Annotated in this window: 7 protein-coding genes and 1 pseudogene; all 8 read left to right on the top strand. The window is 38.4% G+C overall.

Annotated features, from left to right (window positions below; all coding sequences use genetic code 11):
• The first annotated feature begins 65 nt into the window (after window positions 1-65).
• Window positions 66-1478 (top strand): bifunctional phosphopantothenoylcysteine decarboxylase/phosphopantothenate--cysteine ligase CoaBC, encoded by a 1413-nt coding sequence (coaBC, locus tag AYT27_RS00190; protein ID WP_011180003.1) that lies wholly within the window; start codon window positions 66-68, stop codon window positions 1476-1478.
• Window positions 1479-2611: 1133 nt separating this feature from the next.
• Window positions 2612-3331, top strand: coding sequence for a sulfate transporter family protein (locus tag AYT27_RS00185; RefSeq protein ID WP_011180002.1), 720 nt, complete (start codon window positions 2612-2614; stop codon window positions 3329-3331).
• A gap of 1010 nt (window positions 3332-4341) precedes the next feature.
• Window positions 4342-5262 carry an acetyl-CoA carboxylase, carboxyltransferase subunit beta gene (accD, locus tag AYT27_RS00175; protein ID WP_011180001.1) on the top strand — a complete coding sequence of 307 codons (921 nt, stop codon included), beginning with the start codon at window positions 4342-4344 and terminating at the stop codon, window positions 5260-5262.
• A 3-nt stretch (window positions 5263-5265) separates the two neighbouring features.
• On the top strand, window positions 5266-6585 hold the full coding sequence (locus AYT27_RS00170; protein ID WP_011180000.1) for a bifunctional folylpolyglutamate synthase/dihydrofolate synthase: 1320 nt from the start codon (window positions 5266-5268) through the stop codon (window positions 6583-6585).
• Between the two features lie 43 nt (window positions 6586-6628).
• The gene (locus tag AYT27_RS00165; protein WP_034447615.1) at window positions 6629-7627 is read left to right on the top strand and encodes a complex I NDUFA9 subunit family protein; all 999 of its coding nucleotides are present in this window, start codon (window positions 6629-6631) and stop codon (window positions 7625-7627) included.
• Between the two features lie 1502 nt (window positions 7628-9129).
• Entirely contained in the window at window positions 9130-10527 is a 1398-nt protein-coding gene (gene ahcY, locus AYT27_RS00160; protein ID WP_011179998.1) for an adenosylhomocysteinase, read from the top strand.
• Between the two features lie 37 nt (window positions 10528-10564).
• Window positions 10565-13030, top strand: a complete 2466-nt coding sequence (locus AYT27_RS00155) for a sensor histidine kinase (protein WP_011179997.1) — start codon at window positions 10565-10567, stop codon at window positions 13028-13030.
• 54 nt (window positions 13031-13084) lie between these two features.
• A pseudogene (tsaE, locus tag AYT27_RS09070) lies at window positions 13085-14562 on the top strand (tRNA (adenosine(37)-N6)-threonylcarbamoyltransferase complex ATPase subunit type 1 TsaE).
• Window positions 14563-15439: the final 877 nt, after the last annotated feature.

Below are 15439 nucleotides of genomic sequence, written 5' to 3'. Positions count from 1 at the left end.
TGAATATACTCAAAAAATATTTATAATGAAATCATTGCAATCATTTTGTTTTTTGAGTGTATTTTATGGCCAGTCTTACCATCCGCAATCTTCCAGCTAAAGTTAAAGAAATTTTGCGTATACGCGCTGCGCAAAATGGTGTTTCTATGGAAGAAGAAGCGCGCCGTCTTTTAAGTAATTTCACAACCCCAACGATATCATCATCTCAAGCAAGCCCCGTAGAAATGCAATCACTGCAATCAAAATCCATCCTCCTTATTATTGGTGGGAGTATTGCTGCCTATAAAGCGCTTGATTTGATTCGCCGTTTGCAAGAACGGGGAGCACGCTTAAATATTATTATGACAAAAGCAGCACAAAAATTTATTACCCCTTTAGCAGCTGAAGCGCTGAGTGGTCGTACTGTGTATAGCGATTTATTTTCACGCGAAGAAGAACATGATATTGGACATATCCGACTAGCACGGGATGCTGATTTGATTATTTTAGCACCAGCCACTGCCAATCGTATTGCAAAAATAGCAACCGGTAGAGGAGAAGATCTAGCTGATTGTGTACTGTTAGCGGCACGTTGTCCACTCTTGATTGCACCGGCTATGAATCCAGCCATGTGGACACATCCAACAACTGTTCGCAATGTCGCACAACTATGCGCAGATGGCGTTCATATAGTCGGACCAGAAATCGGCAAAATGGCTGAGCGCAATGAATCAGGTCTAGGGCGCCTGAGCGAACCCTTAACCATTATAGCTGCAGCAGAAGCCCTTTTGAATATAACAGAAAGACCACTTTCTGGTCGCCATTTCATTGTTACCTCTGGCCCTACTCATGAACCCATTGATCCCGTGCGTTATCTTGCTAATCGCTCTTCGGGTAAACAAGGCCACGCTATTGCAAAGGCTTTAGCTAACTTGGGCGCCAAAATAACGCTTATTTGTGGACCAGTAGATCTTGCAGATCCACCACAAGTGAAAACTATTCATGTTGAAACAGCATGTCAGATGTTACAAACTGTGCAAGCAACATTGCCCGCTGATGGAGCAATTTTTGTTGCCGCCGTTTGTGACTGGCGCAGCCAAACACCATCTCTCCAAAAAATCAAAAAGAGTGCTCATAAAACCCCCCCATCCTTACAGATGGTCAAAAACCCTGATATTTTAGCAACAATTGGTCATGCTTCAAACCGCCCTCCACTTGTCATTGGTTTCGCGGCTGAAACCTGTGATCTCATTGCTAATGCGCAAAAGAAATGTGTTGAAAAAGGAGCCAATTTTATTCTTGCGAATAACATTACTCTCCCTGATGGTAAAAATGTTATGGGAGCAGACACAAATCAAGTTTACCTTGTTAGCAGAGAAAACATCGAACAGTGGCCGCATATGAGTAAACAACAAATAGCACAAAAATTAGCAAGCCTTGTTGTCTCATTTTTCTGTCCTTCTTCTGCTGCTCATTCAAATGAACAAAGAACTCTTTAATCTTAAAAGTTTTTCAGATAACTTGATATTACTCACAAAACACAACAAAAAATGAGACGTAATTTTATTTCATAAAATTACATGGGAAATATCTGCATTACCAACTCCATTAATTTCATGATAGTGCTTGCGAGAAAAGAATCCCAATGCGCTCTCTTCCAAAAGTTGGTTGCATTCAGAGCCTAAAAAAGCGCATAAATTACTCTCAAGCTCAATAGAATTTACTCTATAAGATATATGTTATCATAATAGTTTTTTACCTAACAGTTATTATCACTCAGTCATTTTTAGCACACTTCATCCCAAAATGACAAAGATGCTAGAATTAAGAATATTGAAAAGAATTTTGCCCAAAAGAACTTTCTCGCTCTTCCTTATTCTCAAAAGACAGAAGTTGGTAATCATGCTGCAAGCTGATTTCAGACGAGTATATTTTGGTGTTTTCCCTTTCAAAAGGCATCTCCAGCAATATCTTTTAAATAATGGTGATTACGCATTGCCTTACGCTTTTTTTCACGTTCTTTAGGGGGGCAAACCCTTCACACAAAGCAGAACACCATTGATTGCACATTTACGTGCTTATTTTAAAGAAGCATCTCTCAGCACGCCATTCCCTCTTTCACGATGGCATCTGTGATAGATATAATGGTAAAGCCATTGTGCATCTCCATCTTTACATTTATTGAGCGTGCAACCTTTCACCATCCTCCTCTTTGTCAACTCAAAATGTTGCGAGAGCCCTTGCATTGAGAGGATTTATAAGGAGCATTCTTACTCCTTTCTTGAAAAATTTTTACCCAAACACCACCCTTACTTGTGATGTGCAAGCAAATGATTTTGATTGATGCACTCTGAGAAAATTTTATAATATCCAGCGTTCTCATTCAAGTTGTAAAAAGATAAATTATCCTTATAAATCAATGTGATGATTTTACAATACCCGTGCTCTTCACTTGAATCAGTTCTATACACATATTTTACTCTGCTTTTCCATAATGAAAGAATCCTCCTTCTCTGTAAAACAATACCTTATTCATCCCTTCATCAAGTTAACGCATGTTAAAGCGCAATAGTTTACATCCCCTCCTCATCTATCTCTTGTCTTTTTACTGTTCTTTTCTTATTTATTATTTATGATTTTTACTGCTGCGTATCGCGCCCTACAGCGCCTCTTAACTCCAGAATATCGCATAATGATATTGAAAGCATTAGGGCTTACTTTTATTGTGCTCTTCATTATATGGTTGTTTGTACGTCAACTTTTTATGTCCTATTTTGCAGTTTGGATTGCTCATTTTTTTCCTGTTTTATCAAATTGGAGAGGATTGTTAGAACTGAGCATACTAATTATTTTTAATTTAGGTTTAGCTTTACTTATGGCTTTTTTAATTGCTCCAATTACAGCTATGATTGGAAGCTTTTTTATTGATTCTGCTGCTGAAATTATTGAAAAAGAAGATTATCCAAACCAGCCTATTGGAAGCACCTTGTCACTTGGACGATCTCTTATTCTCTCTTTAAAATTTGTTACTTTAAGCCTTCTTGGTAATGCCATCGCTTTTATTTTGTTTTTCGTGCCCGGTATCAATTTAATTGCCTTTTATATTATTAATGGCTACTTGCTTGGCTGTGAATACTTTATGTTTGCTGCATACCGGTTCCGATCCGAACGAGAAGCGCGTGCTTTTTTACATGTTCACTCCATGACAATTTTTGGCGCAGGATTGTTGATCGCGTTTTTTGTTTCGATCCCGCTTCTTAATTTAGCAACACCACTTTTCGCAGCAGCCCTTATGACACACTTACATAAAATGCTTTCCCAAAAGACATCATATGCATCACACTCAGTATAATGAAATGCATTTATAAAATCTTCAATACAATGGTTTTCTACTTTGTGTGAAGGGTTTGCCCCCCTAAAGAACGTGAAAAAAAGCGTAAGGCATTTTTTTAACCACAACACATTGATTTACAATAATGAATCATCGTTTTTCAATTTGAATTAGAACCCCGAATAAGATTCTCTCATCACAAACCCTTTCATAGTGAATCACTCAAAATTACTTTCTTTCATGCCACGAGCAGGGTTGGCGTATGGGTAAAAACTACTTAAAAGAGGAAAAATGCCCTTTATGAACCATCTCAATGCAAGGGCTATCGCAACATTGGAAGCTGGCAAATAGAATGGTGGTGCTGACTTGCTGCTTCATAAGCGTAAAGATAGCGGTGTACAAAAGCTTTACTGTTATACCATTTACGAGCGCTGTTGTGAAATGGTCTTGAATACCTTGAGAGATGTTTTTTTAAAAAAACGCGTGAATCGATAAAGCGTACAAGTAAAAGTAAACATAAAATAAGTTTGGTCCTTTAAAAAATCGTTTACCTCTTATCACCAGAGAAAATCTTTGAAAAAAATCTTGCTCCTGTACTGGCATTTCGCTAATATCATGTTACCCTCTCCATTGTTTTTATCAACTCTTTAGCCTTATTGATGTTTATCTTTATAAGGTTTTTTTGTTTCAATCTCGTCTCACTGGTGTTAAAAGTCTACTGAATACTGGTTTTCTCTCAGAAACAAATGAAGCATTTACCGACCAACGCCAACAATGAGACTTAAATCAAAGCAAAAGAGCAAATCATGTTTGTTCTTAAAATCACTGATAGATTTTTTTTATGAGAAAGAATTTTATGCAAATTACCATGATAATATTTAGAGACAAAAAATAGTGCAGTTAAAACTATACATGTACTGAAAATATTAAATGGATTTGTTTATTTAGCTGGCAAAGCGAATTGACCATTCAATCTTATATTTTCTTGAATCGTGCAAAAAATGTATAACATTTAAAGAGAGGCTACAAAGATGAACTGGATTACAAATTATGTTCGTCCTAAAATCAATTCCATACTGGGACGCCGTGAAATTCCAGAAAATCTGTGGATCAAAGATCCTACCAGTGGTGAGATGGTCTTCCATAAAGATCTAGAAGTTAATCAATATGTAATCCCTAGTTCTGGTTATCACATGCGCATCAGCGCCAAAAACCGTCTTACACATTTTTTTGATGATGGTGTTTATACACCTCTTGAAAATCCAAAAGTTGTAATAGACCCATTAAAGTTTCGCGATGAAAAACGTTATATTGACCGGCTAAAAGATTATCGTTCCAAACTTGGTATTGATGATAATATTTTAAGTGCACGCGGTACTATTGAAGGCTTACCGATTATAGCCACTGTTCAAGACTTCGCCTTTATGGGAGGATCACTTGGTATGGCTTCAGGAGAAGCAATCATAAAAGCTTTTGATACTGCCATTGCCGAAAAATGCCCTTTAGTCCTTTTTTCTGCTTCTGGCGGTGCACGCATGCAAGAAGGAACACTCTCCTTGATGCAAATGCCCCGTACAACTGTAGCTATCGAAATGCTAAAAGAAGCAAAACTTCCCTACATCGTAGTTCTTACCAATCCAACCACCGGTGGAGTTACTGCTTCTTATGCCATGCTTGGCGATATTCACATTGCCGAACCTGGTGCTATGATTGGTTTTGCGGGACCACGTGTCATTCAACAAACCATACGCGAAACCTTACCAGAAGGTTTTCAAAGTAGTGAATATCTGCTCAAACATGGCATGATTGATATGGTTGTATCACGTTTAGAAATGAAAACTACCATTGCACGACTTTTACGTTTGATGATGAAATATCCCCCTGTTGTTAATCCTTCCAATACATCTTCGACCAATTCTCAGGCATCGCTTTCTAAAGCAGAAGCTGCTTAAACTATGAAAAAAAACCACGTGCAAAGGATAATCGATGATTTACTGAAAAACTATCCTAAAAAATTTGATCTTTCTTTAGAGCGTATCCTTCGTCTTTTAGAAAGCCTTGATAATCCTCATTTAAAGCTTGCACCTGTTATTCATATTGCTGGCACAAATGGTAAAGGATCTGCTTCAGCTATTTGTCGTGCTCTTTTGGAAAGCGCAGGCTACCGCGTTCATGTCTATAGCTCACCTCATCTGGTTAATTGGAATGAACGCTGCCGAATCGGTCAAAGAGAAGGTGGGAAACTTGTCACAGAAGAACAATTGGCTGAAACAATTCAGCAAGTTGTCAAGGCGAACGGTCAAAAATTAATTACTGTTTTTGAAATTTTTACTGCTGCTGCCTTTATACTGTTTAGCACACATCCAGCTGATGTCGTGATTTTAGAGGTTGGTTTAGGAGGACGTTTTGATGCTACAAATGTGATTAAAAAGCCAGCTGTATCCCTTATTATGCCCATTGATTATGATCATGAGACCTTTCTTGGAAACACAATTTCACAAATCGCTTTTCAAAAAGGGGGAATTATCAAATCGGGAGTTCCTGTGGTTATCAGTAAACAAGATCATGATGAAACCCTTTCTACTTTAATAACCCTTACTGATAAAAATAAAGCACCTTATTTTCTGTTTGATCAAGATTATCAAAGTTATACAGAACACGGACGTATGGTCTTTCAAAACAATCAAGGTCTCATGGATCTTCCATTGCCTAACCTGATTGGAGCGCATCAAATTGCCAATACCGGAGCTTCCCTTGAAGCAATTTATCAAGCAGGTTTTCAACTTTCAGAAAAAACAATAAGTCACGCGCTGCAAAATATTTACTGGCCAGCACGAATGCAACATCTTACCCATGGAAATTTGGTTGATCAGATGTCTCCTGGTATTGATTTATGGTTAGATGGCGGTCACAATCCCGCTGCTGCAAAAATTGTTGCAGCAGAACTTACGAAATGGAAACAAAAATCAAACCGTCCTATTATTATGATTGTTGGTATGCTCAATACCAAGGATGCTGTCAGTTATTTTCGTCCTTTAACAAACCTTGTCGATACAGTTTATACGATCCCGTTGATCAATAACAACGCAGGTATTTGTCCAACGATTTTAGCTGAAGCAGCTAGAAAAGTAGGACTTCCTGCTAACCCGCAAGCCCATTTCCAAGAAGCCTTACAGAGAATTAACGCAGAGCATAAAGAGGTAATTGTCCTGATAGGCGGGTCCCTTTATCTTGCCGGTGATATTTTACGTGACAACAAAACACCACCATGTTAGAAATTGATTATTCATAGAGCTTTGAAAGATAGACCTTTTGATCATGCAACTTGATTGTGCACTTTATCAACATCCTAAACTTATTACCGTTTTCGGCGGCTCTGGTTTTGTAGGACGACATGTCGTTGAAGCTTTAACTAAGCGGGGTTATCGGGTTCGTATTGCCGTTCGTTCTCCGCAAAAAGCTTATTACATGCTCCAAATAGGAGAAGTAGGACAAACCCAAATGCTTAGAACTGATATCAAGTGTCGCGCTTCTGTTGCACGCGCATTGCTTGGTTCAGATGGTGCAGTATTTCTTCCTGGTAGTTTAGCACAAGCAAATCAACCGAACTTTCAAAAGACACAAATTGAGGGTGCACAAAACGTTTCCGAATTAACAGCAGAAGCTGGTATTCCTCTCATTTATATGTCAGCGCTTGTCGCCAATAAAAATGCTTCTTTTTTGTATGCACGCGTTAAATCCATGAGTGAAGAAATCATTCATAACGAGCATCCTCAAGCAATTATTATGCGCCCATCCATCATCTTTGGACCAGAAGATTGTTTCTTTAATAACTTGGCAAATTTGTCGTGTTTTCTACCGATCATACCCCTTTTTGGCGGTGGGCAAAGTAAATTGCAGCCTGTATATGTTGGTGATGTCGCTGAATTTATTGTACGCGCTCTAGAAGGACAAGTTATCTCTGGAAAAAGTTATGATCTTGGGGGTCCACAGATTATCACATTTCAAAATGTCCTTGAATATATATTAAAAATTATTCATCGTAAAAAAACAATTCTCTCTATGCCTCTTTCTGCCGGCTTATTTATTGGAGGTCTTTTGGGAACTATTGGTAAATTGCCTCTCGCGCCAACACTAGTAACAGCTAGTCAAATACGTTTTCTGCAAATAGATAACATTGTTTCTCAAGAAGCTATAGAAAATGGCTACACTTTAGAAGGAGTAGGAATTACCCCTAAAGCAATGGCGGCACTCTTGCCAAGCTATCTCTGGCGATTTCGTCCACATGGTCAATTTTCCCGAAATTTACCAGCTTAGCCCATATTTTCCCAGCAGCTTGTGTCTGTGCAACGCATTTTCCCAATCAGAGAACACTTAAACTAGAGACCAGAAAGTTTCTATAAAAGAAGCTTTTTATAAAACCATTAGCAGATATACCCGAAATGGTTCAATTTATTGAAAAAGCTTTCGATAAAATGGCGCTTTTATAAAGATGTTCACCATTATTTTGCACTGTTTTCTTAGTGGAACTGGAAGAAAAGATACAGATGCAATTTTGCTACCTCACTCTTTTTATCAGTGTTTCTGAAGCATAACCTTTGTCAGCAATACTTCCCGTATTCTTACCTTCATCAAAAAGATGAAATATCTAAATAAAAGCATTCCAGTTCTCTGTTATCAAGAAAAAAATTTAAAGCTTGGCTCAACACATCCATAACAGCATGACTCTTTAGAGCCAATTCTTGGTTTGCTTTTTGCCAATGCGGACTTTCTTAGATGACTTATTCTGCTAAAGCTCACAATGCAATTTATAGTTTGTAGCATAAGAGTAAATCTGGACAAAGAGGATATAAACCCTTACAGTTGCATGATATCAAATTATTGATTTATAAGAATAATTTATCTTTTTGTATGTTGAATGAGAGACCCGAATATCCTAAGATTTTTTCATCTCAAACCTTCACATAGTGAATCATTCAAAATCACTTACTTGCACGCACAAGCGGTACTGATAAAAATGCTTCTCATAAATCGTCTTAATGCAAATGCTGGCGCAATTTTTAAGCTGGCAAATAGAGCCAGCTTGCACCTTTAAGCATAAAAATGGTGAAACCAATAGCTACACCACAGAGTTGAGTCTAAGGGAGAACTCTTGGCATTACGTTTTCGCTTTTAAAATAAAATGAACACCTTCAATAAAACGATAAGAAAAAGTCTTAATGCTTCCATGCATCTGAGAAACTTATTAATCTATACATAAATTGCTTTGCCGATCCCTGCATTTTATTGATGAACTGTTTCCCCTTGGTAACACGTCTTTATTGACAAATGAACCATTCCCCCTACGCTATCTTTAGTCTCAAATTTTAACCTACGGCATGAAAGCTAGCGCATCTTCTTTTTTACTGAATTCATTTCTCATTTATAAAAGAAAATGGATAAGCGTGTTGATAAAATTTATACATCTGGCTTTTTTGCAACGTGCGGAAGCAAATAAAGATATCCTGTCTCATCCCAAGACAGAAGAAGAATTTTTCTTCAAACAAATCCAAAAAAGAACCTTATAAAAAAATTCTCTTTGTCATCTCACTCTTCTCTTCATTCAAAAACTAACAAATGTCGACAACTTTTGTCCACACTATAGAAATTTTCAGCATCCTCTCAGTCACATTATCACTCACTTGTAAATACATGTCTGTGGTAAAGATTTATGGAAACCGAATAAAGACTTTTTCCCAGAAAGAAGTGTTCCTATTAACTTGCATTTTTTTTTAATTTCTCCTACCGTTTTGCAAAAATTAATTTTGAAGGAATAAAGAATGACAGCTCAAGATTATGTTGTCAAAGATATCGCACTTGCTGCTTATGGTCGTAAAGAACTGGATATTGCTGAAACGGAAATGCCCGGTTTGATGGCTTGTCGTGAGGAATTTTCTTCCAGCCAACCTTTGCGCGGAGCACGTATTTCTGGTTCATTGCACATGACCATTCAAACAGCTGTTTTGATTGAAACGCTCAAAGCAATTGGAGCCAATGTCCGGTGGAGTTCTAGCAATATTTTCTCTACGCAAGATCACGCTGCAGCAGCTATTGCAGCCACTGGTACTCCTGTTTTTGCGGTTAAGGGTGAAACACTTGAAGAATATTGGACTTATATAGATGCTATTTTCCAATGGCCTGATGGTAATCCCTCCAATCTTATCTTAGATGATGGAGCGGATGCTACAAACTATATTTTGATGGGAAGCCGTGCAGAAACAAATAAAGATATTCTGTCTCATCCCAAGACAGAAGAAGAGGAACTTTTCTTCAAACAAATCCAAAGGCGTATGGAGGCTACACCAGGGTTTTTCACACGCCAGCGCGCAGCAATCAAAGGTATAAGTGAAGAAACCACAACGGGTGTACACCGCCTTCATCAATTACAAAAGGAAGGGCTTCTGCCTTTTCCTGCTATTAATATCAATGATAGCGTCACTAAATCAAAATTTGATAATAAATATGGATGTAGAGAATCATTAGTAGACGGTATCAGACGCGCAACAGACGTTATGATCGCTGGTAAAACAGCTATTGTTTGCGGTTATGGTGATGTGGGTAAAGGATCAGCAGCCTCTCTTTCAGGTGCTGGAGCTCGTGTTAAAGTAACAGAAATTGACCCCATTTGTGCCCTTCAAGCAGCTATGGATGGCTATGAAGTTGTTAATTTAGATGATGCAGCTTCCAGCGCTGATATTATTATCACAACAACGGGTAATAAAGATATTGTCCGTTTAGATCATATGCGGAAAGTCAAAGACATGTGTATTCTTGGAAATATTGGCCATTTTGATAATGAAATCCAAGTCGCAGCCTTGCAAAATTTACCATGGACGAATATTAAACCACAAGTCGATATGATCACCTTTCCCGATGGAAAACGCATCATTTTGCTTTCTGAAGGGCGTTTACTTAATCTCGGTAATGCCACGGGGCACCCTTCTTTTGTTATGTCGGCTTCATTTACCAATCAAGTTTTAGCGCAAATTGAACTCTTTACTCGTTCAGGACACTACAAAAATGAAGTGACTGTTTTGCCAAAATACCTTGATGAAAAAGTTGCCCGCCTTCACCTTGATCAGCTAGGAATAAAATTAACCACTTTATCACAAGAACAAGCTGCCTATATTGGAGTTACTCCACAAGGACCTTATAAACCAGACCATTATCGTTATTAAATGTTTCCTTGGGATAAAAGAAAAAGGAAAACGCATCGTGCTCAGCTTCGGTGACTATAACTCCAAAGAAAAAGCTCAAAAAATGATCCGAATCTGTACTCATATTTTTTGCTTTCTTTTTCTTTTTTTTCCAACATGTGCTGCTGCTCAGTTATTGGAAACATATCTACCGTCTACCTTTACTTTGCCAGATGGTCCATGGCTTCTCTTAGCGCTCTGCGGAGGAATCTCTTGTGCCTCACTTTTCACGTGTATGGCCGTTATTATGCGTGCGAAAAAAACGTTACAAAAGCCTCTGCAGACATTTCAAACAGATCTTTCTGAAAAACTTAAATATTATGAATGGCTTCTGGAAGAAACCGGACAGTATCTTCTTATTTGGGAAAACCCAACGGCTTTACCTCGTGTGGTTGGCAACATTCCAACATTGCAAAAAGTGGGAATTCATCAACAAGATTTTCAGCGTTTCGAATTCTGGCTTGAAGAAAATTCTCTGCGGGAACTTGATTACGCATTAAAGCAATTACGTTACAAGTCTCATCCTTTTGAACTTTCTCTTTTCACCAAGAATAATATGCTGTTGCATGTTACAGGCGTTATTGCTGGAACAGTAGCCATTGCACGCTTTCAAGACATCTCACTACAACAAAGCGAAAATGCTCGTTTACAGAAAAATATTGCAAGAATCCTTACCGAACTGAGAATGCAGCGTAACCTTCTCGATGTTATTCAAGAACCAGTCTGGATAAAAGATAGTGAAGGAAAAATTTGCTTTATCAACCGCGCCTTTAGAGAAATAACAGGCTTTCGAGAAGGCAGTAACGAAGTAGTTGACCTTTTCAATGAAACAACACAACGCAAAACAGATGAAACAGAAACCGTTTTTCAAGAGCACGTTCATACGGTCCTTGATGGAGAACGGCACCGCTTTCATCTCACACGGATTACAACAGCCGAAGGGATGGCGGCTTTTGCCCGTGATGATAGTGCATATGAAAATCTTGCCAATGAACTAAGACGTGTTTTTCAAAACCATTGTGAAACACTTGATCAAATTTCAACAGCTGTAGCTGTTTTCGATAGCAATCAAAAATTAAAATTCTGCAACCATGCCTTTAAAATTTTATGGCCCTTAGAGAATTCCTTTCTAGAAAGTGAACCAAGCCATACATTGTTTCTTGAACGTTTGCGTGAAAAAGGGCTCATTGGTGAACACCCGGATTGGCGCACTTGGAAAGAAGAACTTTTAAAAGCTTACCGGCAAACGGAATCAAATCAACAAATTTGGAATCTTCCAGATGGGCGCACAGTGCGTGTCATTTCTAGTCCTCACCCACAAGGAGGTGTCACTTGGCTTTACGAAAATCTCACAGAAAAAATTGATCTTGAACAGCGCTATAATACACTCATTAAAATACAAGGCGAAACACTTGATAAACTTTCAGAAGGAGTGGTGGTCTTTGGCACTGATGGATGCCTTCGTTTATCAAATCCTGCTTTATCAAAATTATGGTCTCTACCCTATAATTTATTGGTAGAAGGCACCCATATTACACAATTACAAAGTTATTGTTCACCCCTAACTTTGAGACAAGAATGGGACTGGTTCACCAAATTTATTACCGGTTTTGCTGAAGAACGGGATACATATTCAGGTCGTATGGACCTCAAAAATGGCATGATCATTGATTACACATTGGTCCCGCTTCCTAATGGAGAGACCATGCTTACTTTCGTGAATGTTACGGACACTGTTCATGTCGCGCGTGCTCTTCAAGAGAAAAATGAAGCTTTGGAAAGTGCTGATCGTTTGCGGAATGAATTTGTCCAACATGTTTCCTATGAATTGCGTACACCCCTCACCAATATTATTGGATTTTCCGATATTTTACGCGATCAAATTTTTGGTCCTATCAATGAACGCCAACAGGAATATCTTGGACACATTCATTCAGAATCAGGCTCTCTTTTGAATATTGTGAATGATATTCTTGACCTTGCAACCCTTGATGCTGGTATTATGGAGCTGGACATAAAACCGGTTAATATTGCCGATGCTATGGTGCAAGCAGTAGCACGTGTGGAAGAGCGTCTTAATGGACGCCATATTACGCTTTTACAACAAATTTCTCCTTCCTTAAACTTTATTTCTGTAGATGCAACACGTTTGCACCAAATCTTTGTGAATGTCCTCAGCAATGCTATTAATTTTGCAACGGAAGCAAGCACCATTGAATTTTGTGCCGAAGAAAAAGATGATGACATCGTTTTCAGTGTTCACAATGAGGGATCCGATATTCCAGAAGATATCCTTGATCGCATTTTTAAACGCTTTTCTTCCCATTCACATCATGGTGGGCGTGCGGGAGCAGGTCTTGGCCTTTCTCTTGTCAAAAGCTTTGTTGAGCTCCACGGAGGGCGCGTTGAAATTTTCACCGGTACAGGACAAGGAACAACAGTTAAATGCTTCTTTCCAATTTCCAAAGAAGATAAAGTTTTTTAGTCTTATCCTTTATTATGATAAAAACTCTTTCTCATTCACTTCATGGAAATCTTAATGAATTTTAGTTTTTTTCTTGAAAATGAAGAAGCAACCAAGCTTTTTGCGCAAGATTTAGCCCTTGCTTTAAAACCCGGAGATCTTGTGACGCTGCAAGGTGATCTTGGAACAGGAAAATCAACCATCGCACGGACAATTATCCACACACTTGCTAAAGACAATACTCTGGATGTTCCAAGCCCTACTTTTACTCTTGCTCAAAGTTATCAACTTGCGCAATTTGAAATTATTCATGCTGATCTTTATCGCCTTTCTACCACAGAAGAAATCGATGAATTAGGACTTTACGAAGCACGTCAGCAAAGTATTTTACTCGTAGAATGGCCAGAAAAAAGTGCAGATCTTTTAGGGCAGGTTACCTTTGCACTGACTTTACAATATGAAGGTTGTGGGCGTCTTGTAACTCTTACATCAGCACAACATTCTAGTGAGTGTCTACAGCGGTCTTTTGAAATTCGTAGTTTTTAACAACCCATGGACGAGGTCACGTTTATCGTCATCTTTTGACTGTTGATGCTTTCGCACGCACTTATGAAATTTTGCATAATGGGCAAAATCAAGAAATTCTTATGGATACGCCAACCATGTAAAGGAAAAAAATATAGATTCTTCTTATGTAACAATGGCACAGCTTGCAAAAGATATTCGTCAATTTGTCGGGATTAATCAACTCATTTTAGACAATGGATTTTCTGCTCCTCATATTTTTGTCGAAGATTTTGAAAAAGGTCTTTTAATTTTTGAAGATTTAGGATGTGAAGGACTTTTAGATAAAAGTGGTAATCCCTTAGAAGAGCGTTACATCGCTTGTAGCGAATTGCTCGCTTCATTTCACCAAAAGTCATAGCCTCACGAAATGCAATTTGCAACATTTTTGCTGCAAATTCCCTCTATGATCGCCAAGCATTACAATCAGAACTCTCCTTATTGCTAGACTGGTATGTGCCCTTTCAAACACAAAAAACGTAGATCAACAACAGCGTAAAGCTTTTTTCACCTGTTGGCAGCCCTATCTCGATAGACTTACCCAAGGAGAAAATACCTTTGTTATGCGTAATTATCATTCACCCAATATTCTTTGGCGCACACAGAAAGAAGGATTTGCCCGTATTGGTCTGATTGATTTTCAAGATGGCTTAATAGGTCGAACAGCCTATGATCTCGTCTCTTTAGCACAAGATGCACGTGTGTTTATTTCCCCAACACGCGAAGCAAAAATTCTCGACGCCTATTGCAATGCACGTCACCAAGCATCACGACCTTTCAAGGAAAGTGAATTTCGTAAACTTTACGCATTTGCAGGCACCCAACGCGCTTCGAAAATTTTAGGGATTTTTGCACGTCTCTATGGACGCGATGGAAAGTCATCTTATCTTCAATATCTCCTTCATGTGCAAGATTATCTTGCCCGCAATCTCTCACACCCAATGCTTGCGCCTTTACAAAGTTTTTATCAAAAAATAGGGCTCCTTTAGAGAGACATCTCTTAATGCTCACAAACCTATATCACGACGGCGTTCGTAAAGGGTATAACAAGCCATTGTGCACCACACCTTCTTATACGCAAGCCAGCACCGTCTCATTCTCTTTGCCAGCTCAAAATGTTGCAACAGCTTTTATATTGAAACGGTTCATAAGGGGCATTTTTATTCCTTGTCTTTATTCATTTTTACCCACACGTCAATCTCGCTTATGATATAAAAAAATGATTTTGAGTGATTCACTCTAAGAGAATTTGAGATGAGGGAATCTTATAAGATTTGGGGCTTTCATTCATGTGGCAAAAAAATGAATTATCCTTATAAATCAATATGATGCCTTTCAAAAGCATAATAGATAGCTTCATCCCTAATTTTTGCAAAACACTCTCCACCAAAGCACTTCATTTTCGCTGCACAACTGAGATGCTGTGCATTAAGTTAAGGTGTGAGAAAAAGGTGGAGTGACTGATAACATCCCATTTGATCAAAAATCGATGCGTTACTGGAGAAATGCATTTCATTAATAAAGTGTAGAGATTGGAAAAAGATTTATCGTTTATGGAAGAAAACTTCTGGAATGTGCGTGAGGATTGAAAAGCTTACACAGTCCTTTTGTTGAAGACGTTCACGCCGTTTTAAAAAACAGCACTCAAGAATGAATGCTTCTCCTTACCCTCAAGCAAAAAATGTATCATTCATGTCGCAGCCATCCATCGATAAATATTTTGTATCCTGGTATCGAAAGGATCTCATATTGGGCTTTGGTAACCCTTTTGTAAGCAAGATGAATTATAATGAATGAAGCTGTGAAAATCAATCTACCCTTTGTCCAAGTTCATCTCTTTGCTTGCAAACTATATAGATTGCGCGG

Source organism: Bartonella henselae str. Houston-1 (assembly GCF_000046705.1).
Classification (GTDB): Bacteria; Pseudomonadota; Alphaproteobacteria; order Rhizobiales; family Rhizobiaceae; genus Bartonella; species Bartonella henselae.
Note: the sequence above shows the minus strand (reverse complement) of the source record. Positions and strands in the feature narration are given on the sequence as shown.

Coding starts and splice junctions, on each gene's coding strand:
- coaBC (WP_011180003.1), top strand. CDS start 66: ATGGCCAGTCTTACCATCCGCAATCTTCCAGCTAAAGTTAAAGAAATT.
- AYT27_RS00185 (WP_011180002.1), top strand. CDS start 2,612: ATGATTTTTACTGCTGCGTATCGCGCCCTACAGCGCCTCTTAACTCCA.
- accD (WP_011180001.1), top strand. CDS start 4,342: ATGAACTGGATTACAAATTATGTTCGTCCTAAAATCAATTCCATACTG.
- AYT27_RS00170 (WP_011180000.1), top strand. CDS start 5,266: ATGAAAAAAAACCACGTGCAAAGGATAATCGATGATTTACTGAAAAAC.
- AYT27_RS00165 (WP_034447615.1), top strand. CDS start 6,629: ATGCAACTTGATTGTGCACTTTATCAACATCCTAAACTTATTACCGTT.
- ahcY (WP_011179998.1), top strand. CDS start 9,130: ATGACAGCTCAAGATTATGTTGTCAAAGATATCGCACTTGCTGCTTAT.